Source organism: Enterobacter sp. 148H3, assembly GCF_034107425.1.
Taxonomy (GTDB): Bacteria; Pseudomonadota; Gammaproteobacteria; order Enterobacterales; family Enterobacteriaceae; genus Enterobacter; species Enterobacter vonholyi.
Genome location: NZ_JAWNEI010000012.1, coordinates 73,463 through 98,704 on the forward strand (window position 1 = coordinate 73,463; position 25,242 = coordinate 98,704).

26 protein-coding genes, 2 tRNA genes and 1 pseudogene are annotated in these 25,242 nt (G+C 57.5%); 11 read left to right on the top strand and 18 right to left on the bottom strand.

Annotated features, from left to right (window positions below; translation table 11 throughout):
• Positions 1-15 precede the first annotated feature (15 nt).
• Both USH94_RS17305 and USH94_RS17310 read right to left on the bottom strand, forming a co-directional pair.
• Entirely contained in the window at positions 16-522 is a 507-nt protein-coding gene (locus USH94_RS17305) for a CS1 type fimbrial major subunit (protein ID WP_021240847.1), read from the bottom strand.
• Positions 523-597: 75 nt separating this feature from the next.
• A complete protein-coding gene (locus USH94_RS17310) occupies positions 598-1,341 on the bottom strand; it encodes a fimbrial protein (RefSeq protein WP_111964530.1) in 744 nt (247 codons plus the stop codon).
• Positions 1,342-1,649: 308 nt separating this feature from the next.
• Here USH94_RS17310 and USH94_RS17315 point away from each other — a divergent pair, with 308 nt between their 5' ends.
• Both USH94_RS17315 and USH94_RS17320 read left to right on the top strand, forming a co-directional pair.
• A complete protein-coding gene (locus USH94_RS17315) occupies positions 1,650-2,405 on the top strand; it encodes a winged helix-turn-helix domain-containing protein (RefSeq protein WP_111964529.1) in 756 nt (251 codons plus the stop codon).
• Complete coding sequence (locus USH94_RS17320) at positions 2,402-2,878, top strand: hypothetical protein (protein ID WP_111964528.1); 477 nt, start codon at positions 2,402-2,404, stop codon at positions 2,876-2,878. Before USH94_RS17315 ends, USH94_RS17320 begins: the two co-directional genes overlap by 4 nt.
• A gap of 54 nt (positions 2,879-2,932) precedes the next feature.
• Here USH94_RS17320 and yccA read toward each other — a convergent pair whose 3' ends face one another.
• Positions 2,933-3,592 carry an FtsH protease modulator YccA gene (gene yccA / locus USH94_RS17325; protein ID WP_023335168.1) on the bottom strand — a complete coding sequence of 220 codons (660 nt, stop codon included), beginning with the start codon at positions 3,590-3,592 and terminating at the stop codon, positions 2,933-2,935.
• A gap of 270 nt (positions 3,593-3,862) precedes the next feature.
• Between yccA and USH94_RS17330 the strand changes: the two genes are divergently transcribed.
• From USH94_RS17330 to USH94_RS17340, 3 genes are all read left to right on the top strand, one after another.
• Entirely contained in the window at positions 3,863-5,491 is a 1,629-nt protein-coding gene (locus tag USH94_RS17330) for an ABC transporter substrate-binding protein (RefSeq protein ID WP_111964526.1), read from the top strand.
• A gap of 144 nt (positions 5,492-5,635) precedes the next feature.
• Positions 5,636-5,723 (top strand) — tRNA-Ser (locus USH94_RS17335).
• A gap of 290 nt (positions 5,724-6,013) precedes the next feature.
• Positions 6,014-6,271, top strand: coding sequence for a YjhX family toxin (locus tag USH94_RS17340; RefSeq protein ID WP_111964525.1), 258 nt, complete (start codon positions 6,014-6,016; stop codon positions 6,269-6,271).
• Positions 6,272-6,377: 106 nt separating this feature from the next.
• On the opposite strand, the gene USH94_RS17345 is transcribed toward USH94_RS17340, so the two are convergent.
• The 6 genes from USH94_RS17345 to USH94_RS17370 form a co-directional block, all read right to left on the bottom strand.
• Positions 6,378-7,214, bottom strand: coding sequence for an alpha/beta fold hydrolase (locus USH94_RS17345; RefSeq protein ID WP_111964524.1), 837 nt, complete (start codon positions 7,212-7,214; stop codon positions 6,378-6,380).
• A gap of 252 nt (positions 7,215-7,466) precedes the next feature.
• Positions 7,467-7,685 carry an acyl carrier protein gene (locus USH94_RS17350; RefSeq protein ID WP_008499867.1) on the bottom strand — a complete coding sequence of 73 codons (219 nt, stop codon included), beginning with the start codon at positions 7,683-7,685 and terminating at the stop codon, positions 7,467-7,469.
• A gap of 17 nt (positions 7,686-7,702) precedes the next feature.
• Entirely contained in the window at positions 7,703-9,136 is a 1,434-nt protein-coding gene (locus tag USH94_RS17355; protein WP_111964523.1) for an AMP-binding protein, read from the bottom strand.
• The gene (locus USH94_RS17360; RefSeq protein WP_111964522.1) at positions 9,133-10,251 is read right to left on the bottom strand and encodes an MBOAT family O-acyltransferase; all 1,119 of its coding nucleotides are present in this window, start codon (positions 10,249-10,251) and stop codon (positions 9,133-9,135) included. Before USH94_RS17360 ends, USH94_RS17355 begins: the two co-directional genes overlap by 4 nt.
• A 9-nt stretch (positions 10,252-10,260) precedes the next feature.
• Positions 10,261-10,383 carry a hypothetical protein gene (locus USH94_RS17365; protein WP_256371422.1) on the bottom strand — a complete coding sequence of 41 codons (123 nt, stop codon included), beginning with the start codon at positions 10,381-10,383 and terminating at the stop codon, positions 10,261-10,263.
• Positions 10,380-11,516, bottom strand: coding sequence for a D-alanyl-lipoteichoic acid biosynthesis protein DltD (locus USH94_RS17370; RefSeq protein ID WP_111964521.1), 1,137 nt, complete (start codon positions 11,514-11,516; stop codon positions 10,380-10,382). The genes USH94_RS17365 and USH94_RS17370 overlap by 4 nt, the downstream gene beginning before the upstream one ends.
• 277 nt (positions 11,517-11,793) lie before the next feature.
• On the opposite strand from USH94_RS17370, the gene USH94_RS17375 reads away from it, so the two are divergent.
• Positions 11,794-11,881, top strand: a tRNA-Ser gene (locus USH94_RS17375).
• Between the two features lie 45 nt (positions 11,882-11,926).
• On the opposite strand, the gene USH94_RS17380 is transcribed toward USH94_RS17375, so the two are convergent.
• Genes USH94_RS17380 through hpxO form a run of 3 tightly spaced genes read right to left on the bottom strand, consistent with a single transcriptional unit; the run spans position 11,927 to position 15,080 of the window.
• Positions 11,927-12,862 (bottom strand): PDR/VanB family oxidoreductase, encoded by a 936-nt coding sequence (locus USH94_RS17380; protein ID WP_111964572.1) that lies wholly within the window; start codon positions 12,860-12,862, stop codon positions 11,927-11,929.
• Positions 12,863-12,873: 11 nt separating this feature from the next.
• Complete coding sequence (gene hpxD / locus USH94_RS17385; protein ID WP_181574024.1) at positions 12,874-13,911, bottom strand: molybdenum cofactor-independent xanthine hydroxylase subunit HpxD; 1,038 nt, start codon at positions 13,909-13,911, stop codon at positions 12,874-12,876.
• Between the two features lie 14 nt (positions 13,912-13,925).
• On the bottom strand, positions 13,926-15,080 hold the full coding sequence (hpxO, locus tag USH94_RS17390; RefSeq protein WP_111964519.1) for an FAD-dependent urate hydroxylase HpxO: 1,155 nt from the start codon (positions 15,078-15,080) through the stop codon (positions 13,926-13,928).
• A gap of 239 nt (positions 15,081-15,319) precedes the next feature.
• Between hpxO and uraD the strand changes: the two genes are divergently transcribed.
• Both uraD and uraH read left to right on the top strand, forming a co-directional pair.
• On the top strand, positions 15,320-15,820 hold the full coding sequence (gene uraD / locus USH94_RS17395; protein WP_039266099.1) for a 2-oxo-4-hydroxy-4-carboxy-5-ureidoimidazoline decarboxylase: 501 nt from the start codon (positions 15,320-15,322) through the stop codon (positions 15,818-15,820).
• Positions 15,817-16,140 (top strand): hydroxyisourate hydrolase, encoded by a 324-nt coding sequence (gene uraH, locus USH94_RS17400; protein ID WP_039266100.1) that lies wholly within the window; start codon positions 15,817-15,819, stop codon positions 16,138-16,140. Before uraD ends, uraH begins: the two co-directional genes overlap by 4 nt.
• Here the strand turns inward: uraH and guaD are convergent.
• Both guaD and USH94_RS17410 read right to left on the bottom strand, forming a co-directional pair.
• Entirely contained in the window at positions 16,120-17,439 is a 1,320-nt protein-coding gene (gene guaD, locus USH94_RS17405; protein WP_111964518.1) for a guanine deaminase, read from the bottom strand. The genes uraH and guaD overlap by 21 nt on opposite strands.
• A gap of 100 nt (positions 17,440-17,539) precedes the next feature.
• A complete protein-coding gene (locus tag USH94_RS17410; RefSeq protein WP_111964517.1) occupies positions 17,540-19,036 on the bottom strand; it encodes an NCS1 family nucleobase:cation symporter-1 in 1,497 nt (498 codons plus the stop codon).
• A 144-nt stretch (positions 19,037-19,180) separates the two neighbouring features.
• Here USH94_RS17410 and USH94_RS17415 point away from each other — a divergent pair, with 144 nt between their 5' ends.
• The 3 genes and pseudogenes from USH94_RS17415 (at position 19,181) to puuE (ending at position 21,585) form a co-directional block, all read left to right on the top strand.
• Positions 19,181-19,897 (top strand): GntR family transcriptional regulator, encoded by a 717-nt coding sequence (locus USH94_RS17415; protein WP_111964516.1) that lies wholly within the window; start codon positions 19,181-19,183, stop codon positions 19,895-19,897.
• A pseudogene (hpxA, locus tag USH94_RS17420) lies at positions 19,897-20,768 on the top strand (allantoin racemase). Before USH94_RS17415 ends, hpxA begins: the two are co-directional and overlap by 1 nt.
• Entirely contained in the window at positions 20,686-21,585 is a 900-nt protein-coding gene (gene puuE, locus USH94_RS17425) for an allantoinase PuuE (protein ID WP_258525038.1), read from the top strand. The pseudogene hpxA and the gene puuE overlap by 83 nt, the downstream one beginning before the upstream one ends.
• Before the next feature lie 48 nt (positions 21,586-21,633).
• Here the strand turns inward: puuE and hpxZ are convergent, their stop codons facing one another.
• Genes hpxZ through hpxW form a run of 4 tightly spaced genes read right to left on the bottom strand, consistent with a single transcriptional unit; the run spans position 21,634 to position 25,194 of the window.
• Positions 21,634-22,020, bottom strand: a complete 387-nt coding sequence (hpxZ, locus tag USH94_RS17430) for an oxalurate catabolism protein HpxZ (protein ID WP_111964513.1) — start codon at positions 22,018-22,020, stop codon at positions 21,634-21,636.
• Positions 22,017-23,414 (bottom strand): AtzE family amidohydrolase, encoded by a 1,398-nt coding sequence (locus tag USH94_RS17435; RefSeq protein ID WP_111964512.1) that lies wholly within the window; start codon positions 23,412-23,414, stop codon positions 22,017-22,019. The genes hpxZ and USH94_RS17435 overlap by 4 nt, the downstream gene beginning before the upstream one ends.
• On the bottom strand, positions 23,411-23,599 hold the full coding sequence (gene hpxX, locus USH94_RS17440) for an oxalurate catabolism protein HpxX (protein ID WP_045334723.1): 189 nt from the start codon (positions 23,597-23,599) through the stop codon (positions 23,411-23,413). Before hpxX ends, USH94_RS17435 begins: the two co-directional genes overlap by 4 nt.
• An 11-nt stretch (positions 23,600-23,610) precedes the next feature.
• On the bottom strand, positions 23,611-25,194 hold the full coding sequence (gene hpxW, locus USH94_RS17445) for an oxamate amidohydrolase (protein WP_111964511.1): 1,584 nt from the start codon (positions 25,192-25,194) through the stop codon (positions 23,611-23,613).
• Positions 25,195-25,242 lie beyond the last annotated feature (48 nt).

Sequence of the window (25,242 nt, forward strand, 5' to 3'; positions counted from 1 at the left end):
TTAGGTGCTGTGGTGTTACGCACCGCCTTCCGTGGTAGTCGCCTGCGTCAGCATCAGGCTGACAACGCCGCTGTACTGACCGGTTTTCAGAATGCCTTTGGTGGTCTGGGAAATGGTCAGCGGAAGTACCGCTGAACCGTTTTCGATGCTTCCCGGGAACAGTTCGGTACCGGTGTATTCAACATCTGCGGTAGAGAGGGTTTTATCGCCCAGCTTCACCGTCATTGGGATGGTCTCAGCGCCGTCGGCATTCGCCAGCTTCGCGGCGCTCACCAGACGGACTTTCACGTTGCTGGTGGCGGAGTTAGACCACACCTTGGTATTCAGACGATAGCTTTCCAGACCGCGGCCAGGCAGGTACTGCATATCGATGCTTGCCGGCAGCGGCGTGTTATCGGCCTGGGTCATATCCAGCTGTGAATCAACGCTGGCGTTGACGGTAATATCTTTTTGAATCGCCAGCGCGCTAACGGACGTGGTCATCGCGGCAACAATCATTAGAGGTTTAAAGTACTTACGCATTGATATCTCCATATTTACAAATGAGCACCCTGGCTCTTTAAACAAACCCTTTGGGGTCTTTACGGTGACGTCGTGTTATTGCACGACGGGTAAATCAGCTTCTTCAGCGGTTTTATTCACCCAGTTGAAGTAGCGGAATTTATATTTCTGGCCTTGTGTCTTTGTGAGCGTTTTTAATTTCCGTTCGGTGTCCGGATAAATCGTCGCGTCTTCTTTAACCCATTTACACGACGAATCTGCGTTACAAATACCGATCTCTCTCAGCGGCACGCGCAACGTGCCGTTGTTTTTTAACGTGCCCCTGCGAGGGTCTATCGTCAGTGAAACCACACTTTTTTCCGGTGCGAGATGGATCAGGGCGCCCCAGATCACATTGACACCCAGTCTTGCCGTCGCCGCAGGGCTTTCTGCCTTGCCCGGAATAATGCTGTCAGGCTGCTTTACTCCTTCAAAATAGACGCGCCAGGTCGTCTCTTTTTCCGGGGGCGTAAGCGATACCAGACGAACCACTCGCATTGCGCCTGCCGCAAGGGCGAATTTTTCCGGTGTGACAACAACACCGCCTTCTTTCCACGAGGCCACATCAATCTCTTTTTCCTGGGCCGTGCCGGGATTAAGAATTTTCTTTTGCCTCACCCGAATGAACTGAATATCATCCGTTTTTGAGGCCACCTTAATTTGCGCCGCACCGGACTTATCCACGTTAAGTTCCATGGGATACACGCTCATATTGGCGAGTGCCATTTCTGAGAAAAATGGCAGTGACAGCGCAGCGATATAAAAGGCAGTTGTCTTATTCACATTTTTTTTCTGTTTCACTTTCGGTCCGCCTGCGTTGAGTTCATTCCCGGAGCATTCACAACGGGACACCCTCTGCTAACGTATCGCTTCAGGGCAGGGAAACTTTAACCAGAACAGCGGTTTGTGAAAATTTGTATTAATTAACTCGTTACATACAGTTTTTTATCCTGCTTTTCTGGCTTTAAGGTTGTATAGTTAAGCGAAAATACCGCGACCAGGGATGGAGAGAAAATTCCTTCTGATGAAAAAATAAGCAGATCGGGAGGCGATTTTCATGTCGATGTACCAGGGATTAAAAAGCATGCGGTAACAGCCGAGAATAAAAGATGTTTTTTATATGCAATAATTCGTTGTTATTTGATCCTGAAGCACATGCAATAAGTCTTGTTGGACAACCGGAATCTGTATTAACGCTTTCGGCACCCGCCGTTCGCCTCTTACAGGAATTTATTAAACACAAAGGGCACGACCTGAGTCGGGAGGAATTGATTACCCGCGTGTGGGAGGAGTTTGGCTTTACGCCATCGGGAAATAATCTCAATAAAGCGGTGAGCGAATTACGGAAAAGCTTCCAGGCGCTGGGAGAGAGGTATGAATTTATCGTAACCGTGCCCCGTTATGGGTTTCGCTTTGAGGCCGATGTGATTTTTCAGCCTGGAGAGAATATTCAAACCGCCGAGCCGCAGCCTCCGTCTGCACCGCAACAGGAAAAGCGGCGACCCGCTTCCCTGAAAAGGTGGGGGATTCCTGCCGTATTGATTGTCGCTGTATTGGGAGCGAGCTTCTGCTTTAGCCGACAGCAGGGGATATTCGTCCCGGCGAAACTCATGCCGGTTAAGGAGAAAATCGCGCGTTGCAGCATCTGGATTATCAACGATCACGGAAGACCGCTGGTGTTATCGAAATTAGCGGAGCGGCTGACGGCCAATAACGTGGCGTGCGAACGTGAGGAATACGACATTTATTATTTCAGCGCCCGTTTTTCTATTGCCACTGCAGATGAGGTGTTCATTGGCGCTTGCCCGGTCAGTAAATCCAGCCTGTGCAAAACCATCCGTTATAAAAGTGGGGCACAAAAATGAAAATAAAACTTCTTTTTGGGCTGGGTGGCGCATTGGTCGGCAGTGCCCTGGCGCTATTTTACTATTCCGGCTGTGTGTTTAAAAAGGATGTGCTGGCCTGCAGCACTGAATTTAACTTCACGCGCAATGAGGGAAAAGCCAGCGAAGTAAAGGTCAATACCGTTGCTCAGTTCTATTTTCACCGGGATGGTACAGGGGTAACTACCTATAAAGGCGCGGCAAGGGCTGACGGGCAAAATATGATCGTTGACAGGGACGTGGACTTTACCTGGCAGCAGCGGGACGACGATAAGGTCATTGTATTGAGCTACACCGAAACCTGGCGTCGGCACAATGACAATACGCCTGACGCACAGTGGGGGAGCTTTGCCAGTCCTACCGCACGTTATTACCTCACGATCTCTGAACTCTCGCCATCCGTGTGGCTGATTCAGGACCGGCGTTACCCCACCTATATTTGCCGGGGTGAGTAGGGCATAAAAAAAGGAGAATGCCAGAGGCATTCTCCTTTTTAATATCCGTTGTGCTTAATCGCGGCTGGCGAAGCCCAGGATGCTCAACAGGCTGACGAAGATGTTGTACAGCGACACGTAAAGGCTGACGGTGGCGCGGATATAGTTCGTCTCACCGCCGCGAATGATGTTGCTGGTTTCAAACAGGATCGCGCCGGAAGAAATCAGAATAAACACGGCGCTGATCGCCAGGTGCAGGGCAGGCAGCTGCAGGAAGATGTTAGCCACCATGCCCACCAGCACCACAACAACACCCGCCATCAGCATACCGCCGAGGAAGGACATGTCCTTACGGGTGGTCAGCACGTAGGCCGAGCAGCAGAAGAATACCAGCGCGGTACCGCCCAGCGCCATGCCGATAAGGTCGCCCATACCGGCAGACAGATACGCGTTCAGCATCGGTCCCAGGATGTAGCCCAGGAAGCCGGTGAAGGCAAAGGCCGACAGAATACCGACCGGTTTGTCAGCGGTTTTGTAGGTCAGGAACATCAGACCATACATACCCACCAGCGTCAGGATCAGCCCCGGAGACGGCAGCATCAGCACGGTGCTGGCTGTGGCGGTGATCGCTGAGAATGCCAGCGTCAGGCTGAGCATGAAATAGGTATTGCGCAGCACCTTGTGGGTGCTGAGTAGCGATGTGCGGTCGCGTGAGGAAGTAATTATACGATCCATGAGTCACTCTCTTATGACAGATGTAATTAACGGAAAGAATAGGAAACGGGGCGCCAGTCTCAAAGTGGTTTTACCCATCTTTACTCAGCAGGTTAGCGCTGGAGCTGGTTGTTTCTTCTGCATAAATACATTTCACCAGTATGAACAGCGGTTTGACGCGATTAATCAGATCAACCTCTTATAGGTTACTGAAAATTATTGCGTTATTACCATAAGGCCGCTAAGAGTTATTTCCGGATCGTCACAGAAACAGACAATAAGGCGAAGGAAATGAAACCACAAACACGCACGCGCTTTACGCTCTCTTTACTTACCGCCGGGATCCTGTGCGCCAGCACGGCTACCTGGGCGGCTAACGTGCCGGCAGGAACGCAGCTGGCCGATAAGCAGGAACTGGTCAGGAACAACGGTAATGAGCCCGCTTCGCTCGACCCGCATAAAGTCGAAAGCGACGTCGAATTCAATATTATCAGTGATTTATTCGACGGGTTGGTCAGCGTTTCCCCGTCGGGTGAAGTTCAGCCCCGACTGGCGGAAAAATGGGAGAACAAGGACAACACCGTCTGGACGTTCCATCTGCGCCCGGGCATCACCTGGAGCGACGGCACTGCCATCACCGCGGAAGATGTGGTCTGGAGCTGGCAGCGTCTGGTTGATCCTAAAACCGCTTCACCGTATGCCAGCTATCCGGGCAACATGCACATCGTAAATGGTGCGGATATCGCTCAGGGGAAAAAAGCCCCCGATACGCTGGGCGTGAAAGCCATTAACGACACCACGCTGGAAGTGACATTGACTCAGCCTAATGCGGCATTCCTGGCAATGCTGGCGCACCCGTCACTGGTGCCTGTGGATAAAGTGCTGATTGGCCGCTTTGGCGACAAGTGGACCAAGCCTGAACATATCGTCACCAGTGGGGCGTATAAGCTTTCACAGTGGGTGGTCAACGAACGCATTGTGGCGGAGCGCAACCCGCGCTACTGGGATAATGCTCATACCGTGATCAACAAGGTGACGTATCTGCCTATCACCTCCGAAGCCGCGGATGTGAACCGCTATAAAGCGGGTGAAATTGATATCGTGTACACGGTGCCGATCAACCAGTTTGCCCAGCTTAAGAAGACTCTGGGCAGCCAGCTGGATGTCTCTCCGCAGCTGGCGACCTATTACTACGAATTCAATACCACCCGACCGCCGTTCAACGACGCCCGGGTGCGCAAGGCGCTGAACATGGCGCTCGATAAAGACATCATTGCCGGGAAAGTGTTAGGGCAGGGGCAGCGCCCGGCGTGGCTCATCAGCCAGCCGGATATCGGCGGCGTTAAGCTTCAGAACCCGGACTACGCCAGCTGGCCGCAGGACAAGCGCATCGCTGAGGCGAAAAAACTGCTCAACGAGGCCGGGTACAACGAAAGCCACCCTCTGAGCTTCAACCTGCTCTATAACACCTCTGAATCGCACCAGCGTATCGCGATTGCGGCCAGTTCCATGTGGAAAAAGAACCTCGGCGTGGAGGCGAAGCTGCAAAATCAGGAGTGGAAAACCATGCTGGATACCATGCACACCCACAACTTTGACGCGGTGCGGTACGCGTGGATTGCCGATTACGACGATGCGGCGACCTTCCTGAACACCTTCCGCACCGGCGACAGCGAAAACACCAGCCAGTACAGCAATCCGGAATACGACCAGGCGCTGGTGAATGCCGCAAAAGCCAAAACAACGGAAGAGCGGGGTAAGTTCTACCAGCAGGCGGAAGATCTTCTGGGTCGTGATGTGCCGGCCATTCCGGTTTATCACTACGTTCGCACGCACCTGGTGAAACCGTGGGTGGGTGGGTTTACGCCGGATAAGCTGGGGTACTATGACACCAAAGATATGTACATCAAAAAACACTAAGCCTGAGCGCGGGAGACTGTGCTGATAAAATCGTCGATGTGTCGTCAGTTCAACCGATTAAACACGTTTTGACTATTTTTACAGCGAACGAGTGCAGCCACTCTTTACAGCACGCGGTGAGGTGTTTATAGTTCGCCTCACTTAGGAAGTGTGGCCGAGCGGTTGAAGGCACCGGTCTTGAAAACCGGCGACCCGAAAGGGTTCCAGAGTTCGAATCTCTGCGCTTCCGCCAGATATAAACCCCAGGTTACTTGTGAACCTGGGGTTTTTGTTTTGGATTCACCGATCCGCCTCACACTTTCAAGACCCCGTTATTTCCCCGCAAAAATCAGGCGCTATTATTCACCCCGTAAATACCTTTTCATCTCTCATCGAGGCTTTGATGCTGGAGAATGTTTTCATCAGATAATCAGTTTCCCGACCTTTTCAGGACGGACTGGTTATCGCTGCGCTTAAACCTTACGCACGCACCTGCGGGTGTGGGCTCGTTTTTACGCATGATGATTACACAGGTTTTCCAGTATGAATTTATCCCGTCAGGAACAACGTACCTTACACGTTCTCGCCAAAGGTGGGCGTATTGTGCACGTCCGCGACAGTTCCGGCCGCGTCACGTCCGTTGAGCGCTACACCCGTGAAGGGCTGGTGCTGAGCGACTGCACGCTGAACGTCTTCAAAAAACTCCGCTCCAAAAAGCTGATCCGATCCGTGAACGGGCAGCCTTACCGCATCAACACCACCGGGCTGAACAACGTTCGCGCCCAGCTGGATAATCGCTAAGCGGAATAGACAACGCCACCCTCGGGTGGCGTTCATGCATTAAACTGAATATTGTGGCGGAATGTAGGCCGGGTAAGCGCAGCGCCACCCGGCAAGAAACGCAGCGTTATGAGCGAATGAAAGCCAGAATGTCCGCGTTGATAGTATCCGCATGGGTGGTATGCATCCCGTGCGGGAAGCCCGGATAAATTTTCAGCACGCTGTTCGCCAGCAGCTTGTCCTGCAGCAGGGCGGCATTCTTATACGGCACGACCTGATCGTCGTCGCCCTGCATCACCAGAACGGGAACCGTGATGGTTTTTAAATCTTCCGTCTGATCGGTTTCAGAAAATGCCTTAATCCCCTCATAGTGGGCCTTGGCGCTGCCGATCATGCCCTGACGCCACCAGTTCTGAATCGTACCCTGTGAAATCTCGGCTCCCTCACGGTTAAAACCATAGAAAGGACCGCTGGCGACGTCCAGGTAAAACTGGGCGCGGTTAGCCGCCAGCGCTTTGCGGAAGCCATCGAAAACCTCGATCGGCGTTCCGCCGGGGTTAGTCTCCGTTTTGACCATGAGAGGCGGAACAGAGCTGACGAGCACCGCTTTGGCAACGCGCCCCTGCGGTTGGCCGTACCGGGCAACATAGCGGGCGACCTGGCCGCCGCCTGTGGAGTGACCGACGTGCACGGCATTACGCAGATCCAGGCTTTCAACCACGGCTGACGCATCGGCCGCATAATGATCCATATCGTGCCCTTCACTCACCTGGTCCGAACGCCCGTGACCGCGGCGATCGATAGCGATAACGCGATAGCCTTCAGCAAGGAAGAAGAGCATCTGGTTATCCCAGTCATCGGCACTCAACGGCCAACCGTGGTGGAAGACAATGGGCTGGGCCTCTTTGGGGCCCCAGTCTTTGTAGTAAATGTTGACGCCGTCTTTCGTGGTTACGAATGCCATACTGCAGACTCCTCTGTTAAAGGCAAAACGATCGCAACCCGGGTGGAGAGCGAATCATTAATGCCTTAATTAAGTTGGCTTTTTTCTATTTCCCGTACCGACAGTACCCCTAAAGTGTAGGTGAAATAGTAAAAGCAGTGGGTTTCATTCCTGTGAAAGGCAGCGTTTTGCTTTCAGGCGGGAGGGGGGAACGAAAAAAGGCTCTGGGGAGATCCTCCAGAGCCTTCAGGGCAGCATTAACTGCAGGGGCGTTTAGCGGTTTTCTTCAATATAGCGGGCCAGGTCAGCCGGGGTTTTCAGCACCGTCGCTACGTCAGTTGGCGGGATCATACAGCCGTAAACGTCCTGCACTTCCAGCACCATATCGACCGCCAGGATGGAGTCGAGAATGTCGGATTCAATCAGTTCATCGTGAAAGCCCACCTTACGGGATAACACTTTTTCGAACAGGGCGAGAATTTCTTGTTCCATAATTTTTCCTGGAGTCATTAATTTGTGCGGGCGTAAGCGTCCAGCAGCTTGCGGTCAATTTTGCCGTTGGGATTCAGCGGCAAAGCGTCTTTTACGATAATTTGTGAAGGCACCATATAGTGCGGAACCACTTTAGACAGCGACGTTTTGATGGTATCCGGCGCCATATCGGTCACGCAGAACGCTGCAATGCGCAGCACGCTGCCGCAGGATTTCATCAGCGGCAGAACCACCGCTTCGTTGATGCCGGACATGGCCAGCAGGCGGTTTTCAATCTCGTTAATTTCAATACGGTAGCCATTCAGTTTGACCTGGCTATCGTTGCGGCCCTGGCAGTAGATAAGTCCCGCTTCATAGCCCAGATCGCCGGTCCGGTAGCCGCGAAATGCTTCATTTTCCCGACGGAGTAATTTTTCTGCGTTCTCCTGCGGTAGGCCCAGGTAGCCGCGCATGACGTTTTTACCCCAGATAATCAGCTCGCCTTCAGCGGAAATTTCCATTCTGCTCTCTGGCATCATGACCCCCACCGGCAGCACGGCGCTGTCGCTGTTCAGGATCTCATCCGTGATTTCAACCACGGTGGTCGCGATGGTCGCTTCCGTTGGACCATAGGAGTTAATGATTTTTGCCTGCGGGAAGCGGCGGCGAAGCTGTTTAACCAGCGCTTTATTCAACACTTCACCAATGAAGATAAAGACGTTGAGTTCAGGTAAATACTCGCTGTTAAACTGCGGGGAAAGCAGCTGCTGGTAAGCAAAAGAGGGGGTGGAAATCCAGGCGGAGACGGCATTGCTTTTCAGTCGTTCCAGCCAGTTCTCTTTTTGAATGTCTTCTTTGGCGTTCAGCACGATGTGTCCACCCATCGCCAGATTCGCCAGCAAAGGGATCAGGGAGAGGTCAAAACTGAACACCGCGTGGTTCATCAGCACTGGTTTTTCCGGCAGCGAAAAGTCCTGGCTGACCCATTTCATGAAGTGCCATACGCTTTCACGTCCAATCTGCACCCCTTTAGGCTTGCCGGTGCTGCCTGAGGTAAACATGATATAGGCCAAATCCTGCTCCTCCAGCACCTTGCCCGGTTCACCGGTGGCGATAAACTGCCGGGTCGCGACGTCGTAATAGTAAGGGGCGCTGGCCAGATGGCAGATCTCCCGCAGGCGCTCCTGCGGGTAAATGCAGTCCACCGGAATGTACGGAATGTTGTGCAGCAGGCAGCTATAAATCGCCACGGCGAACTCGGCCTGCTGGTGTCCGTACAAGACGACCGGCGTACCGGCAACAGGCTGGCAACGCTGATAGCGCTGCGCCCAGTCCGTCACGGCCGCGGAAAGCTGCAGCCAGCTTAAGGCTTCGTCGCTGCCGCTGATGGCCAGCTGCTGCGGGGAGGCGGGATCGCATAATGCCGCACGCAAGAAATCGTGCATTTCCTGAAGATCGGAGTGATTTTTCATAGAGGTGACATTCCACTAAAGATGTAAAGGGAGCCCGCGGCGCTTCCCAGCGTCAGAATGCGTCCCAAAAATGCAACGGCCGGATACTGCAAGCCCCGGTGCAATGCCGGGCTGCGTTTGGCTAACCACAGCAGCATGTTATGAGTGACGGAAATCGCGCCAAACAGCGCGCCGCTGATGACGTAATGGCGTTCCAGGCCATTCCATGCCCCCATGCAGAACAGGGTGCAAAAAATACCGATATTTTGCGCCAGCGTTTTGTTCTGACGGAAAAAGTTGAACTTCATCAGGTTCATATAAACGGGCATAAAGACCACATCGCGCAGCCATTCAGACAGGCTGATGTGGAAGCGGCGCCAGAAATCCTGCGGGTTCTTTGCCAGAAGCGGCATATTGAAGTTTGCCGGAATGTTGAGTCCAAACAGGCGGCCTGCGCCGATGGCCATATTGCTGTAGCCCGCAAAATCAAAGTACAGATAGGCGCTATAGGCAATCGACATCACCACGCCCACGGTCAGCGTAAACGGCTTATGGCTCCAGGGCTGCACGACAAGTGAGTCAACCAGCATCGCAAACAGGAACTTCTGGACAATGCCGGTAATGATTTGCTCCAGCGCCACTAAAAACTGTTCGCGAGTAAGGGCAAAGACGGGCTTGCTGACGTCGCTCATCCATGTCCGCCAGCGGTACATTGGGCCCGCCAGAATAATAAAGGGCATAAACAGATAGCAGAAATAGTGCAGGAAATTCTGCCCTTCTTTTTTACTGCGATAGAGCAGTACGTCTACCGCGCGGAACGTCATAAAAGAGAGGCCGATCATGCCGAGATGATGATTAACGTGCAGTTTCACCAAAAATAAAGGAAGCAGCGTTAACACAATCGCCTGCCAGGTTTTTAACCATCCTTTTTCTTTTAACGCGGCGACAAGGTAAAAACTAAAAAAGACGACCGCGGGAACACGGTAATCACCCTGAAAAATATAGCCCCAGCCTAATGCGGCCAGGACGGATAAGGCCGATAAATACGTCAGGCGATGGCGTAATACGCGATTGACCAGCGCAAACGCCAGCGCGGATGAAAACAAATAAACAAAAAACATTCCTGAGCTATACATCATTCGGCCTCAGAATTTTTGATATTCAAAATGCAGCTGCATACTCATGCTGTCATCGACAGAGGTCCACGCGACGACGGTAATCGCCAGCAGGAGATAAAGGAAAAAAAGACGGATCGCAATTTTCATCATTTAAAACTCTGTGCAATAAAGTGAATCATAGGAACCCAGGCCAGTTCGGAAGGGTGCAAACGATCCCAGTTCCAGCCATTCTGATAAGGCATGGCGTACATATCTAAATAGGGGATCTGGTTTTTTTCCAGAATGGTTTTAATTTGCTTATCAACCGGGCGGAAGGTATCGGTGTTGTAAAGCGCCCAGGGGTTAACCGGGTCGACGATAGCAATCACCTGCACGTGATGTTCTTTCAGCAGCTGGACGGTTTTACTGAAAGCGGTGATTTGCGCAGGCACGACCGGCGTGTCGTCCCACTGTTGCCGCGTACCGTCCTCTTCGTAAATCGTTTTGTCCATCCACAGGGTGGCCGCGCTCTGCTGGCGTTTTTTATTTAACTCGCGGGCATTCGCCAGCTCTTTATCCCAGTCAGGGATAATGTGGGTGGCTGGCTGCGGCGGCCAGGTCTGAACCGTCTGGGGCCTAATGTTGAGCAGCGACAGCCAGTCGTTTTTTATCATGGTACAGACGTTCGCAAACTGGAAGCTCAGCTCGTCCCAGATCAGATCGGGATGCCAGCCAAAGACGCGCATTTGGCCAAAGGTTAAATGGCTTATTTCTTTACTATCAATATGCTTTAAATAATTAACCAGCAGCGGGCGCGCCTGCGGATCCTTCATCAGTGGATTAAAAATAGAGCCGGGGAAATTATCGGCATAAATAGCCGGTGGCAGCCCTTTTGAGTAAAAGCTGTCAGGCGCCAGCAGCAAAACAACTTTACTGTTTGCGTTAAGGCTATTTTTAAAGCGTGAGAATAGTAAAAATTGCGTTTCATCATCGACAAACGCATCGCCATACGCCACGACGGGTTTGTGTAATTGCTTATTAAAGTAATTATATACAGCGTAATGTTCATCTTCTGAGGTGGCAACCTCAGACGCGCCAATGAAGAAAATAGCATTCCCTTCTAAGGCATGAGAAATAGTGGCAATTTTTTCCGCCTGTTCTTTAGGCGTACCCGCCATTGATTTAATCAGCGGCTGGAAGGTGAGCGGCGGATCGAAACTCGTCACCAGCGGGTGAACACAGAGAAACAAAATGGCCAGCGTCGCCATCAGGATATGTAAGCAAAGCGAATTTTTGATTTTCATCATCAACCAGTAACACTGCATGGCAGTAATTTCTAAATCTGTGGCTACTCAGATTTATAACAATTACACAACAAATGACCGTTTATTTTTGTGGCATTCTATACCAGAGCGTTTTAAAACGATGAGCGTTGCTATGTTACGGTATGTACAAGGTCGCGGAGAGTGATGTGAAATCAGCGTTTGGGTGACTTTTTGCGCAGTCAAACGCCTGTGGGGAAAAATAGAAAAATTCCTGCTTTACAAGGCGCTAATAGATGTTTATAGTGCGCCTCACTTTGGAAGCGTGGCCGAGCGGTTGAAGGCACCGGTCTTGAAAACCGGCGACCCGAAAGGGTTCTAGAGTTCGAATCTCTACGCTTCCGCCAAATTCGAAAACCCTGCGATAGCAATATCGCAGGGTTTTTTTCGTTTTACAGCCCAATCACCAGCTCCCCGGAATGGCTTCGCGAACAGCACAGCGCCACCTGCTGGTTCGTCGCGCTTTTTTCCGCCTCCGACTGCACGCTATCCCGGTGATCCACCACGCCGTCAATCACCGGCGTCAGGCACGCGCCGCAGATTCCCATTTCGCATGACAGCGGAATGTCCACCCCGTTTTCCTGTAATACCTGGGCGATGGTCTTATCCGCAGGCACCGGCCAGCGCTCACCGGTGGAGGCCAGTTTGACCGTGAAAATCTCCCCGGTTTCACCGCCTGCGGCGGGCGCAACGGGTTGAAACGCCTCGCTGTGAAGTTGGGCGTCATCCCATCCCTTTGCAGTGGCGACCTCACACACTTTTTCCATAAATCCTGCCGGTCCGCATATCCAGGCGTGAAGCCCCGCCTCGGGCGCGGGGAGATGCTCTGCCAGCGTTATGCGCGGGCTGGCGGTATGAATGAGGCACTCATCGAACCGGGAGAGTTCACGCGTAAACGCCGCGCTTTCGCGGTTTCTGACGTAATAGTGCAGCGTAAACGGCGTTCCGGTCGCCTTCAGCTGCAGGGCCATCGCGTACAGCGGCGTAATGCCAATGCCCGCCGCCAGCAGCAAAACCCGCTCAGCCTGCTGAAGCGGAAACAGGTTGCGCGGGGCCGATATCATCAGCTTCTGCCCGGGACGCAGCGTCTCGTGAACGTAGCGCGACCCGCCGCGCGAGGCGGTTTCACGCCCCACGCAAATAAGATAGCTCTCGTCCCCACATGCTCCGGTCAGTGAATACTGGCGCACCACGCCGCAGGGCAGGTGGACATCAACGTGCGCGCCGGCCTGCCACGCCGGCAGCGCTTCGCCGTTTTCAGCCACCAGCCTGACGGCGAGGCTTTTGTCGCCCTCACGCCACAGCCCGTCAACAATTACGCTCAGCATATCGGCCTCCGTCATACCAGGAAAAATTCGCCAAAACCCATCTTCTTCAGCCCCCGACGGTAGGCAATTGAGCTTTTATCTGCGGGAATATGGGCTTCCAGCGTCAGATCCAGCGGCAGGCTTTCCGGGCGCTGGGTTTCGACCATCAGGCGATCCTCTTCAAAAATGCGCAGGTTAAAGGCATGCACATCCTCCACCGGAATATGCAGGTCAAAGTTGCGGGCGATAGGGGCGAACATGCGGGTCACGCGCGACGACACGGGCGACGCGGCGTTCATGATCACCAGCCGCGATTCACCCGGAAAATGAATCGTCAGGGTAGCGGTAAACGGCAGGTGCATTTCAAAATGGCGCAGCCACTGGAACCCTTCTGGTGCCTGCACGTCCGAACTGGCGGGATAGTTGCTCACGGAGCTCCAGTAATCCGCCACGAAGCCGAACGGCGTCTCCTGCGGCTGATAGGCAGGTACAAGCTGATTATTGGGGTCGGCAAAGGTTTCGGTGTGGATCCACGCAAAATGCGCCACGTCCAGAAAACCCTCTACCTGACGTCCGGCAAAGCCGTTTACCTCAAACGCCGGGCAGTTAATCTGCTGAAATCCGTCGTCATCCCAGTGCGGCATGGCGGGCAGCGGCGCGGGGTTATCCGGATCAAAGGCCAGGCAGGTCCAGATCAGCCCGTACCGCTCTTCCACGGCGTAGTTAATCAGGTTCAGCTTCGCCGGAACGGGCTGGTCGGGGCTGGAGGGAATACGGTTGCAGCGCCCGTCCTCCCCAAAGCGTAAACCATGATAGGGGCAGATAATCCCGAGCTCATCGTGAAAGCCGAGCGTCAGCGGCACGCCGCGGTGCGGGCAAACGTCACGGGCGACCACAACCTGGTCGTTTATCCGGTAAATCACCAGCTGTTCATCCAGCAGCGTCGCTTTGACCGGCGCCGGACCGACGTCGCAGGCGCGCGCGACCGGATGCCAGCATTTGGCCAGACGCAGCCAGTCCTCTGGCTCAAACGTACAGTGGGCGGGTGGAGTCGGTTCTCTTTTCATCATTATCCCTCTTGCGTTCAGCCTAACGGGCCGCCCTGAATGGTCTCGCACAGACCGTTGATGATGCGCTCTCCGGTCTCTTCGCTAAGCTCCTGATACCAGGCCTGCGTCAGCGCCATGTCTTTCCCGTGGGTGACGTCGCAGCGCTTACGCGCCTTCAGCACCAGGTCGCGCACCCGGTCGCAGCGCAGCGCCTCGTACTGCCGCAGCGCCAGCGTAATATTATGGTTTTCACGCAGGCATTCCCCCAGCACTACGGCATCTTCCATCGCCGCGCAGCCGCCCTGGCCGATATCCGGCGTAGTGCTGTGCGCGGCATCGCCGAGCAGCGCGACGTTGCCGCGCACCAGGCTGTCGAACGGCTCGATATCGTGGATTTCGATGCGGTTGGTCGTTTCAGGATCCAGCGCCGCGATAAGCTTCTGCACCGGCGGCGCCCAGCCGCGGAAGTAGCCCGTGAGATCGGCGCGCAGGGTGGTGCGATCTTCCGCCAGGCCTGCGGGCAGCGGCACGTCAAAAAAGAAGTAGAAGCGTCCGCCGGAGACGGGCATCAGCGACACGCGTTTGCCTTCGCCAACGAACGTAGTCCACTGGTGCGCCGGGGCAATCTCTTCGTCAATCTTCACCAGCCCGTTCCAGTTTACGTACCCGGCGTATCGGCGCTCCGGCGTGTATCCCAGCACGTACGGGCGAACCGCCGAGTGGCTGCCGTCGGCGGCAATCAGAAAATCGCCGGTTGCCGTGGTGCCATCGGTGAAAGTGACGTTCACGCCCGCGTCGTCTTCATGGACGTGTTCCACGCGCTTGCCGAACTGCACCCTGTCGCGCCCCCAGAAGTCCAGCATTTCGCGCTGGAGTTCAGCGCGCGAGACGGGGCAGGGACGCCCGCCGGTACGCTCAACCAGCGGGGCAAGGCTAAAGCGGGTCAGAGTCTCGCCGCGCCGGTAATCCTTGTAGGCCATAAAACGCATCGGCCCGCCCCAGGTCTCGATGATGTCGCCCATGCCGAGGTGCTGCATGCATTTCACGCCGTTAGGCCAGATGGAGATGGCCGCCCCGACGGGCCTGATCTCCTTTACGGCTTCAAACACGGTACAGTCGATGCCCGCTTTCTTCAGCGCCACGGCAGCGCTCAGGCCACCAATGCCCGCGCCAATCACGATTGCTTTCATGCTTCTCTCCTTTTGCAGGGTGTAAAGACATTCAGCAATTTGCGTACCAGGCTGCAGCATGGCGAAAACGGCGTTGTAAGGGAGACGTTTGCACTGCTAAGGTGCGTAAACGCGGTGAGCGTGCCTTTTTATGAATCAAAAATTTCCAGTTGAGCTATACGGAATCGACTGTTTCACGCCCGCGTTCAGGGTGGCGTGGTTTGTGCAATAGCCTGGAGAAGGACAATAAAGGAGACACTATGATCGCACTGCACGACTTCAATCAGCTTCCTGAGAAAGATGCTCTTACGCTGCTTCTGCCCTGCGTGGCGATACCCGGCTGGGCCGACGCGCTGGCTCTGGGGCGGCCATACGCCAGCCGGGACGAATTACTCAGTACGGCAAACGCGCTGACGCAAAACTGGGACGAAGCGGAGCTGGCGCAGGCCCTGAGCGCCCATCCGCGCATCGGGGAAAAGCCCGCGGGTTCAGCGGCAGAGGCGGCGCTGTCGCGTCAGGAGCAGGGCGCTGTGAACGATCGCGATGCTGACCTTGCCCAGGCGCTGCGCGAGGGCAACGCCCGCTATGAGGCCCGCTTCGGACGCGTGTTTCTGATCCGCGCGAAGGGCCGCAGCGGCGAGGAGATATTGCGGGCCCTGCACGCGCGGCTGGAGAACAGCGACGCGCAGGAAGTCCGTGCCGCGCTGGAACAGCTGCGGGAAATTACGCTGCTTCGGCTGGAAGGAGTTATTAGCGAATGAGCACACTCAGCACCCATATTCTCGATATCTCAACGGGCAAGCCCGCGGAGGGCGTAACGGTTCATCTGCAACAGGACGGGAGCACGCTGGCCACGGGCGTGACCAACGCCCAAGGGCGCATTGCCGCGTTCGTTCCCTCTCTGCCCGCAGGTCGCTATCGGCTGGTGGCGGAGATCGGGGCATGGTTTAGCGAAACCGGTCGCGACACGCTCTATCCCAGTGCGCAAATTGATTTTGTGACGGGAGAAACGGCAGACGAGCATTTCCATCTGCCGTTTGTGATTGCCCCCGGCGGATGGTCAACCTACCGGGGCAGTTGACCACACCCGCTCGCCGTTGACCCAGGTCTCGCTGATGTTGCGCTCGTCTCCGAGGGTCATCAGCACAAAAAGCTGCTCGTAGATATCCTGACAGCGGCGATTGCGCAGGCGCTGCAGCGGCGTCACGTCGGGATCGATGACCACAAAATCAGCCTCTTTGCCGGGTGTGAAGTTGCCAATCTTATCGTCCAGCCGGAGGGCGTGCGCGCCGCCCAGCGTGGCGTGGTAAAACGCCTCGCTGGCGCGCAGGCGGTAGCTTTGAAGCTGGCCGACCTTGTAGGCTTCCCCCAGCGTGCGCAGCATGCTGAAGGTCGTGCCCGCCCCAACGTCGGTGCCGATGCCCATCCGCACCCTGTGCTGCCAGCAGGCGGGGAGGCGAAACAGCCCGCTGCCGAGAAACAGGTTAGAGGTAGGGCAAAACGCCACCGCCGAGCCGGTGTCATGCAGGCACTGCCACTCGCTGTGGTGCAGATGGATCGCGTGGGCAAACACGCTGCGCTCGCCGGTCAGGCCGTAGTGGTGATACACGTCGAGATAGCGCTCATGCTCCGGCCAGAGGTCGCTTACCCAGGCCACTTCGTTGGGGTTTTCGCTCAGGTGGGTCTGCAGCCAGGTGTCCGGGAACTCCTCTCTGAGCAGGCTGACCGCCGCAAGCAGCTCGGGGGATGACGTCGGGGCAAAGCGCGGCGTAATGGCATAGCCCAGCCGTCCCCGGTGGTGCCAGCGCTGGATTAGCGCCCGCGTCTGCCGGTAGCTCTGCTTCGCGTCTTCGCTCAGGTAGTCCGGCGCGTGTCTGTCCATCATCACTTTTCCGGCGATAAGGCGCATGTTGAGGCGCAGGGCCTCGGTAAACAGCGCTTCGACCGATTCCGGATGCAGCGTGCAAAACACCAGCGCGGTGGTGGTGCCGTTGCTAACCAGTTGCTGTATGAAAAATTCGGCGATCTCTTTCGCGTAGGCCTCATCGGCAAACTGGCTCTCCACCGGGAAGGTGTAGGTGGTCAACCACTCCAGCAGCTGTTCGCCAAAGGCGCCGATCATCTCCGTTTGCGGGTAATGGACGTGGGTGTCGACAAAACCGGGCAGCAGCAGCCTGCCGCGCAGGTCGGTATAGCCTTTGTGCGGGTCAAGATACTGCTCGCCCTCCTGCCACGGCATCTGCGCCAGAATTTTTCCGCTCTGTATAAACAGCAGCCCGTCCTCAAGGTAGCGCGCGTGTTGAGCAATGGCGTCTGCGCTGTCGCAGACCCGGGCAATATCAAAAAATGCACCGCGTATCGCAGTCTGGTATTCCATCATGGTTCCTGCCTTCGTGTTTGCGTAGCGGGGGTGAGAAGGCTCAGCAAGAACGGTGCCAGAATGAAAGGGCCGCAGATAAGCTGCGGCCGGAGGACGAGGGTTACTCTTTTTGCGTTGCCACGCGGGAGCTGAACGACGTCGCGCCCGCCGTCTCACGATCTTCCCGCGCCAGCCAGCGGTAGGTCACGCCGCCGAGGAAGACGCCGATAAACCAGCTGAAGTTCGCCACCTCATGCAGGGCCGGGATAAAGCTAATCACCAGGCCCACGGCAACGGATGGGATCAGCGCGCCAATAGCTTTCGGGTTAAAGCCGTTGCGGTACCAGTATTTACCCTTTGGCGTGTCGTCGAACAGATCGTCAACCGACACCTTGCCGCGCTTAATCAGGTAGAAGTCGGCAATCAGAATGCCGAACAGCGGGCCGATGAACGCCCCGAGCACGTCCAGGGTGTAGTGGATAAGCTCCGGCGAGTTGAACAGGTTCCACGGGGTGAGCAGGATCGAGCCGACGGCGGCAATCATGCCCCCTGTGCGGAAGCTGATTTTCTGCGGCGAGCAGTTAGAGAAATCAAACGCCGGGGAGACGAAGTTTGCCACGATGTTGATCCCGATGGTGGCGGTGATCATCGTCAGCAGGCCAATCGCCACGGCCAGATCGTTGCCCACGCGGCTGACGGTCTCAATCGGGTCAGTGATCATGCGGCCAAACAGCGACTGGGTGCCGGAGACAATCACTACGGTGACGATGGAGAACAGCAGGAAGTTAAACGGCAGGCCCCAGCGGTTGCCGCGGCGGATCTCGCCCATGCTTTTGCCGTAGCGGGAGAAGTCGCCAAAGTTGAGCAGCGGGCCGGAGAAGTAGGAGACCACCAGCGCGGTCGCGGTGATCATCTGCCAGGTCTGCTCGCCCGCGCTCAGGGATTTGCTGGCGAGGGTAAAGGAGATCCCGTCAAAACCGGTCTTGTATACAATCCAGCCTGCGAGGGCAAGCATCACCACGTAGACCGCTGGACCGGCGATATCAATAAAGCGCTTGATGGCGCTCATGCCGTGCCAGAAGACCATCGCCTGCAGGACCCACATAATAGCGAAGCAGATCCAGCCCAGATGAGACAGGCCCAGGAACGCGCCGGCGGTGAGCGAAGAGAGCGATGGCCAGAACTTCAGCGCCACCAGCATCAGGGCGTTGGCGGCAAGATAGGTCTGGATGCCGTACCACGCGAAGGCAATCAGCCCGCGGATCACCGCCGGAATATTGGCTCCGAAGACGCCGAACGCCTGACGGCTGATCACCGCATAGGGCACGCCCGCCATCTGGCTTGGTTTGGCCACCAGGTTGGCGCACAGCTGCACGATGCAAATCCCCACCAGCAGGCAGAGCAGCACCTGCCAGCTTGCCAGCCCGAGCGTAAAGAAGCTCGCGGCGACAACATAACCCCCCATGCTGTGAACGTCCGACATCCAGAACGAAAAGATGTTGTACCAGCTCCAGTTCTGGTCACGCGTCGGTGCCAGATCCTCATTGCAAAGACGTGGGCTGTAAACCGCACCGGAATCAGCGGCCGTACCTTGCTGTGCGTTTTGACTGTTTGGCATGAAACCTGCTCCTGTGAATGAAAACCCGTTAAGCGGGAGTGCAAACGGTGTTGCAGGATCCAGGCCAAAATAATAAATCTTGTATGCAATATTTTATTTTTATGTATACGATTCGATAACGAAGAGTAAAAGACGGAGTGGTGAATGAACAACATAAACGCCCTGCAGACCGCGCCAGACCTGCATGACAAAGACGAATCGATCTTTCAGGCGCTGATGACCGCGATTGTCGAACATCAGCTGCTGCCGGGGAGCAAATTGCCGGAAGAGGCGCTGGCCGAGGTGTTTGGCGTAAGCCGCACGGGCATCCGCAAGGTGCTTCAACGACTCGCCGCTGTGCAAATGGTCACCCTGACGCCCAAGCGTGGTGCACACGTCGCCAGCCCGACGGTGGAAGAGGCGCGACACATCTTTCGCACCCGCGCGCTGCTGGAGGTCGCTAACCTTCCGGACGTGCTGGCGCACTGCCAGCCGCCGCACCTTGCCGCGCTGGAGACCATTATTCGCCAGGAGCAGCAGGCGCACGAGGCCTATGACGGCCCGGCGGCGATTCGCCACTCCGCCAATTTCCACATTCAGCTGCAGGCCATCTCCGGCAACCAGGTGCTCACTGAGATGGTGACCAGCCTGAGCCAGCGTTCTTCGCTGGTGATTGCCACCTGGGGCGCGCCGTGGCGTCAGGGCTGCCGCTGCAACGATCACGAACAGCTTGTGGATCTGCTGCGCCAGAAGGCGCTTGAGCCATTAAGCGATGCCCTCATGCACCATTTTGAACATATCGTCGCCAGCCTCTGCTTCGAGCGGGCGGGCGAGTGCCTGCCTGATTTTGCCCGGCTGTTTGCCGGCCACAAGGAGTCGTAATGTCTGTCTGTATACAAGTGATCAACCCCAACACCAGCCTCGCCATGACGGAAATCATCGGCGCGGCGGCGCGCGCGGTGGCGGCGCCGGGGACGGAGATCCTCGCGGTCTGCCCGAGCGCGGGCGTGCCGTCCATAGAAGGCCACTTTGATGAGGCCATCGCCGCCGTCGGTGTGCTGGAACAGATCAAAAAAGGCAGGGAACAAGGCGTGTCGGGTCACGTGATTGCCTGCTTTGGCGATCCGGGCCTGCTGGCGGCGCGCGAGCTGGCCCAGGGGCCGGTTATCGGCATTGCCGAAGCCGCGATGCACATGGCGACGCTGGTGGCGACGCGTTTTTCGGTGGTTACCACGCTGCCGCGCACGCTGATTATTGCCCGTCATCTGTTGCACCAGTATGGCTTTCAGGACCATTGCGCGGCGCTGCACGCCATCGACCTTCCTGTGCTCGCGCTGGAGGATGGCAGCGGTCTGGCGCAGGAAAAAGTGCGCGCGCGCTGTATACAGGCGCTGAAAGAGGATGGCTGTGGCGCCATCGTGCTGGGCTGCGGCGGCATGGCAACGCTGGCGCAGGAGCTGACCCGCGAGCTGCGCGTGCCGGTGATCGACGGCGTCAGCGCGGCGGTGAAGATGGTGGAATCGCTGGTGGCGCTGGGGCTGTCGACCAGCAAGCACGGGGATCTGGCATTCCCGGAGAACAAACCGTTAAGCGGGCATTTTCAGGCATTGAATCCATTTTAATTTTTGGGGGTGGCAATGGGGCTTTTTGAACAGGATTATCCGCGGGATCTGCGCGGCTACGCGGGCAACCCGCCGCACGCGCGGTGGCCGAATCAGGCGCGCATCGCCGTGCAGTTTGTGCTCAACTATGAGGAAGGGGCGGAAAACCACGTTCTGCACGGCGATGCCGGATCCGAGCAGTTCCTGTCGGACATTATCGGCGCGGCCAGCTACCCGGATAAACACATGTCGATGGACTCCCTCTACGAATACGGCAGCCGCGCCGGGTTCTGGAGGATCCACAATGAATTTCAAAAGCGCGGCCTGCCGCTAACGGTCTTTGGCGTGGCGATGGCGCTGGCGCGTCACCCGGAGATCGTTGAGGCGATCAAAGCCGCAGATTACGACGTGGTCAGCCACGGCTGGCGCTGGATCCACTATCAAAACATGGACATCAGTCAGGAGCGCGAACACATGCATAAGGCGGTGCACGTTCTGACCGACCTGTTCGGCAAGCCGCCAGCGGGCTGGTACACCGGACGAGACAGCCCCAACACGCGCCAGCTGGTGGTGGAGCACGGTGGTTTTGACTACGACAGCGACTACTACGGCGACGATTTGCCCTTCTGGACGGAAGTAGCCTGCAGCGACGGCACCCGAAAGCCGCACCTGATTGTGCCGTATACGCTGGATGCGAACGACATGCGCTTCGCGACCGCGCAGGGGTTTAACACGGCCGAGCAGTTCTATACCTACCTGAAGGACAGTTTTGACGTGCTGTACGAAGAGGGAGAAAGCGCGCCGAAGATGATGTCCATCGGCATGCACTGTCGCCTGCTGGGGAGACCGGGGCGTTTTCGCGCGCTGCAGAAGTTCCTGGATTATGTGCAGCAGCACGAGCGGGTATGGGTCTGTACCCGCCAGCAGATTGCCGACCACTGGCGGGAGGTGCATCCGTTTCAGAAATAACTGAGCCGTCTTTAGCCGGGTGGCGGCTGCGCCTTACCCGGCCTACGACTAAGACATCAAACTCACCTGCGCCGCCACGATCCGCCACCCGTAGGCAAACCGTACCCACGTCTGCTGCTGGCGGCCAATGCGTTCCGTCCCCGCGCGGGTAAACTCGGTGCTGCACACGGCATAATCCTCCCCGAAGGTGGTAATCACTGTGTGGCGCAGCGTCCGCTGCAATCCGGCGGACGGGCGCGCCGCCCGAAAGGCGCGGATTTCATCAATCCCGTACAGGTTTTCACCCGCTCCGAGACGCACCGTGTTTTTGTCGTGCCAGAACAGCTCGTCCAGCACCGCAACGTTGTTGCTTAACAGCGCGTCCTCATAGCGGTAAAACGCGGCGGTCACCTCGGCAACCACCCACGGGAGGTTAATGTCATCGTGATTCATCATGCTGCTATCTCCGCCGGACGGGCATCGGTGATGCCGCTCTCTTCCAGAACCCGCGCGACGCGCAGGCAGGCTTGCTCGTTAAACGGCGCGGCAATCAGCTGCAGGCCGATGGGCGCACCCTGCGCGGTGCGCAGGGGAACGGTGGTCACAGGCAGGCCCAAAAACGAAATCGGCTGGGTCAGCATCCCCATGCTGGCGCGAATGGGGAGCGGCTGACCGTTGATTTCCATGGTTTGCGCGCCCGCCAGCGTGGCGCTGCGCGGAGTGGCCGGGGCGATCAGCACGTCCGCCTGCGCGAACAGGGTTTTGAACGCCTGCCGGGCGTGCGCGCGAAACCGCTGGGCCTGAATATACCAGGCTGAGGGGATCATCGCCCCGGCCAGCAGCCGTTCGCGAGAGTGCGGCTCAAAACGCGCCGGTTCATGGCGAAGCGCGGGCAGGTATTGATTTCCCCCTTCGGAGGCGCTGATGATAAACGCAGCGGAACGCGCCAGCTCGGCGTCAGGGAACTGCAGCTCATCCTGCACGTCGAGCGTCTTCGCCACCCGCGCCACGGCGGCTCTGGCGTCTGCGTCGCACCAGGTGGTGAAATAGCCGCCGAGCACCGCGCAGCGCAGGCCATCAAGCCCGCGATCGAGCAGGGGGCGCGTCTGTTCCCGGGAGCACTCGGCCTGAAAACCGTCGCTGGTATCCCGTCCCTGCAGCGCATCATACACGGACGCCAGGTCGCACACGCGGCGGGCGAAGGGGCCGATATGATCCAGACTCGCGACAAACGGATGGCTGCCGGATCGCGACAGGCGGCCAAAGGTGGGCTTCAGGCCATAGATACCGCACAGGGAGGCCGGAACGCGAATCGAGCCGTTGGTGTCGGTGCCGAGCGAAAAGTGCACCAGCCCGGCGGCCACCGCGGCGGCTGAACCGCCGGACGACCCGCCCGCAATGCGCGTCAGGTCGTGCGGATTACGCGTCGTGCCGTAGTGGCTGTTCTCGGTGGTAAAACCGTAGGCGTAGGCGTCCATATTGACCATCCCGGTCAGCAGCCCGCCCGCGCTGCGCAGCTGGCGCACCGCAAAACTGTCAGCGGCGGCGGCAGGGCGCTGGCTGAACAATTCGGCTCCTGCGAGGGTGGTGTGACCGGCAACGTCGAACAGATTTTTTACCGCGTAGGGCACGCCCGCCAGCGGCGGCAGGGGGCGCTTTTCCCGTCGCAGGGTATCGATATTGTCGGCCTCAGCGAGCATGCGTGCTTCCGTCACGGCGGTCCAGGCGCCGATCTGCGGGTTAACGCGCGCAATCCCCGCCAGCGTCTGTTGGGCGATCTCGCGAGCGCTCAGCTCCCCAGCGCTTAGCGCCTGCTGGATCGCGCTGATACTCATCTCGTGTAGCGTCATGCTTTATACACTCCTGCAATCTCCAGACGGTCGTCGAGCGGCAGCGCCATCAGCGGGGCGGCCATGGTGGCTATGCGGCTGAACTGCAGCTGCAGCTCGGCGCGGCGGGCGTCATCCAGCGTCACGCCGAGTACAGTTTCCATTTGCGCCAGGTATGCCTGCCAGTCGGGTTGGTGTGTCGTCATTTTTTTTCTCCTCAGAATCCGGCGGCCGCGCCGTTGCTGCGCGGGTCAAATGCCCCTTCGAACAGCCCGTTGGGGTGGCGGACAATCGCGCCCGCGTGGCCCATGGCTTCACTAAAGTCAGGGAAAAGCTCCACCTCGTGACCGAGTGCCCGCAGGCGCACGACCGTCTCGGGTGAAAAACCTCCTTCAAGCTTTAAGGTGTCCGAGGTTTGTCCCCAGGTGCGCCCCAGCAGCCAGCGCGGGCGGGAAATGCTCTCCTGTAAAGGCACGCCCTGAATCGCGTAGCGGGTAAAGATCGCGGCCTGGGTCTGCGGCTGTCCGTCGCCGCCCATCGATCCGTAGACCATCACGCGACCGTCCTTCAGACGCGCCGCCGCCGGGTTCAGGGTGTGGAACGGCTGTTTGCCCGGCGCGAGGGCCAGAAGATGGGCGGGATCGAGGCTGAATGATGCCCCTCGGTTCTGCCAGACGATGCCGGTATCGGGCAGCACCACGCCGCTGCCGAACTCGTGATAGATACTCTGGATAAACGACACGGCAAGCCCGCTGCTGTCCATCACCCCCATCCACACCGTATCGCCGGGGCCTTTTCCGGTTCCCCACGGTGCGGCCCGGCCGTCGTCAACCCTTTCGGCAAGCGCCTGCAGAGCGGCGGGATCCAGCAGATCCTGAATATCGATTTTCAGCTCGCGCGGGTCGGTGATGTGGGCATCACGCAGGCCAAAGGCCAGCTTGGTGGCTTCAACGATGCGGTGAAGGGTTTCGGCGTCGTCGGCCTCCGCCATGTTCAGGCGGTCGGTGATGCCGAGTATCGCCAGCGAGACCAGCCCCTGCGTCGGCGGAGCGTGGTTAAAGATCTCTCCCTGCTGATGCTGCAGCTTAAGCGGCGCGGTGCGTCGGGCTGCGTGGGCGTGTAAATCGGCCAGCGTAACGGGCAGGCCCAGCGTCTCCATGCCGTGCGCCAGCACGTCCGCCAGCGGGCCGCGATAAAAACTGTCCAGACCGTCTTCCGCCAGGCGCCTCAGGGTTGTAGCCATGGCGGGCTGGTAAAAGCGGCTCCCGGCCTGCGGCGGCTTGCCGTCGACCAGCCAGGTTTCCGCGAAGCCCGGCACATCCTTCAGCTCGTCGAACTTGCTGGCAGTGGCGTGAGCCTGAGAGGCCGTGACCGGCGTGCCGTTCTGCGCGTAGTCAATGGCGTCGGCCAGCAGGCGGGCCAGCGGCAGCGACTTGCCGGTCATCTCACGGGAAACCTTCAGCGCCTCGTCCCAGCCGCTGACCGTGCCGGCGACGGTTAGCGCCGCCTGCGGTCCGCGATGGGGGATCTGCGTGAGCCCATCGTAGGCGGCCAGCGTCGCGTGCGATCCCGCCGCGCCGCTGGCGTCAATGGCGATGGGGTCGCCTTCCGGCGGCACGATAAGCCAGAAGCCATCGCCGCCCAGCCCGTTCATATGCGGGTAAACCACGGCGATGGTGGCCGCCGCCGCGACCATCGCTTCTATCGCGCTGCCGCCTTCGCGTAGCACCGTCAGCGCGCTCTGGCTGGCGAGGTGGTGCGGCGCAACCGCCATACCGTGTGTGGAGACATTACTTTGCATGAAGAGTCCTCGTAACCCTGAAAGTCACAAGGCGCTGCAAAAGCTGTT

What these genes read in the sequence shown, in the direction of transcription:
- USH94_RS17320 (WP_111964528.1), top strand. Translation starts at nt 2,402, where the DNA reads ATGAAAATAAAACTTCTTTTTGGGCTGGGTGGCGCATTGGTCGGCAGT.
- hpxZ (WP_111964513.1), bottom strand. Translation starts at nt 22,020, where the DNA reads ATGATGAATCACGATGACATTAACCTCCCGTGGGTGGTTGCCGAGGTG.
- USH94_RS17340 (WP_111964525.1), top strand. Translation starts at nt 6,014, where the DNA reads ATGAATTTATCCCGTCAGGAACAACGTACCTTACACGTTCTCGCCAAA.
- USH94_RS17330 (WP_111964526.1), top strand. Translation starts at nt 3,863, where the DNA reads ATGAAACCACAAACACGCACGCGCTTTACGCTCTCTTTACTTACCGCC.
- yccA (WP_023335168.1), bottom strand. Translation starts at nt 3,592, where the DNA reads ATGGATCGTATAATTACTTCCTCACGCGACCGCACATCGCTACTCAGC.
- hpxW (WP_111964511.1), bottom strand. Translation starts at nt 25,194, where the DNA reads ATGCAAAGTAATGTCTCCACACACGGTATGGCGGTTGCGCCGCACCAC.
- USH94_RS17370 (WP_111964521.1), bottom strand. Translation starts at nt 11,516, where the DNA reads ATGAAAATCAAAAATTCGCTTTGCTTACATATCCTGATGGCGACGCTG.
- guaD (WP_111964518.1), bottom strand. Translation starts at nt 17,439, where the DNA reads ATGATGGAATACCAGACTGCGATACGCGGTGCATTTTTTGATATTGCC.
- hpxO (WP_111964519.1), bottom strand. Translation starts at nt 15,080, where the DNA reads ATGAAAGCAATCGTGATTGGCGCGGGCATTGGTGGCCTGAGCGCTGCC.
- USH94_RS17305 (WP_021240847.1), bottom strand. Translation starts at nt 522, where the DNA reads ATGCGTAAGTACTTTAAACCTCTAATGATTGTTGCCGCGATGACCACG.
- uraH (WP_039266100.1), top strand. Translation starts at nt 15,817, where the DNA reads ATGAGCACACTCAGCACCCATATTCTCGATATCTCAACGGGCAAGCCC.
- USH94_RS17435 (WP_111964512.1), bottom strand. Translation starts at nt 23,414, where the DNA reads ATGACGCTACACGAGATGAGTATCAGCGCGATCCAGCAGGCGCTAAGC.
- USH94_RS17365 (WP_256371422.1), bottom strand. Translation starts at nt 10,383, where the DNA reads ATGATGAAAATTGCGATCCGTCTTTTTTTCCTTTATCTCCTGCTGGCG.
- USH94_RS17360 (WP_111964522.1), bottom strand. Translation starts at nt 10,251, where the DNA reads ATGTATAGCTCAGGAATGTTTTTTGTTTATTTGTTTTCATCCGCGCTG.
- uraD (WP_039266099.1), top strand. Translation starts at nt 15,320, where the DNA reads ATGATCGCACTGCACGACTTCAATCAGCTTCCTGAGAAAGATGCTCTT.
- USH94_RS17345 (WP_111964524.1), bottom strand. Translation starts at nt 7,214, where the DNA reads ATGGCATTCGTAACCACGAAAGACGGCGTCAACATTTACTACAAAGAC.
- hpxD (WP_181574024.1), bottom strand. Translation starts at nt 13,911, where the DNA reads ATGATGAAAAGAGAACCGACTCCACCCGCCCACTGTACGTTTGAGCCA.
- USH94_RS17410 (WP_111964517.1), bottom strand. Translation starts at nt 19,036, where the DNA reads ATGCCAAACAGTCAAAACGCACAGCAAGGTACGGCCGCTGATTCCGGT.
- USH94_RS17355 (WP_111964523.1), bottom strand. Translation starts at nt 9,136, where the DNA reads ATGAAAAATCACTCCGATCTTCAGGAAATGCACGATTTCTTGCGTGCG.
- USH94_RS17350 (WP_008499867.1), bottom strand. Translation starts at nt 7,685, where the DNA reads ATGGAACAAGAAATTCTCGCCCTGTTCGAAAAAGTGTTATCCCGTAAG.
- USH94_RS17380 (WP_111964572.1), bottom strand. Translation starts at nt 12,862, where the DNA reads ATGCTGAGCGTAATTGTTGACGGGCTGTGGCGTGAGGGCGACAAAAGC.
- hpxX (WP_045334723.1), bottom strand. Translation starts at nt 23,599, where the DNA reads ATGACGACACACCAACCCGACTGGCAGGCATACCTGGCGCAAATGGAA.
- USH94_RS17315 (WP_111964529.1), top strand. Translation starts at nt 1,650, where the DNA reads ATGTTTTTTATATGCAATAATTCGTTGTTATTTGATCCTGAAGCACAT.
- USH94_RS17415 (WP_111964516.1), top strand. Translation starts at nt 19,181, where the DNA reads ATGAACAACATAAACGCCCTGCAGACCGCGCCAGACCTGCATGACAAA.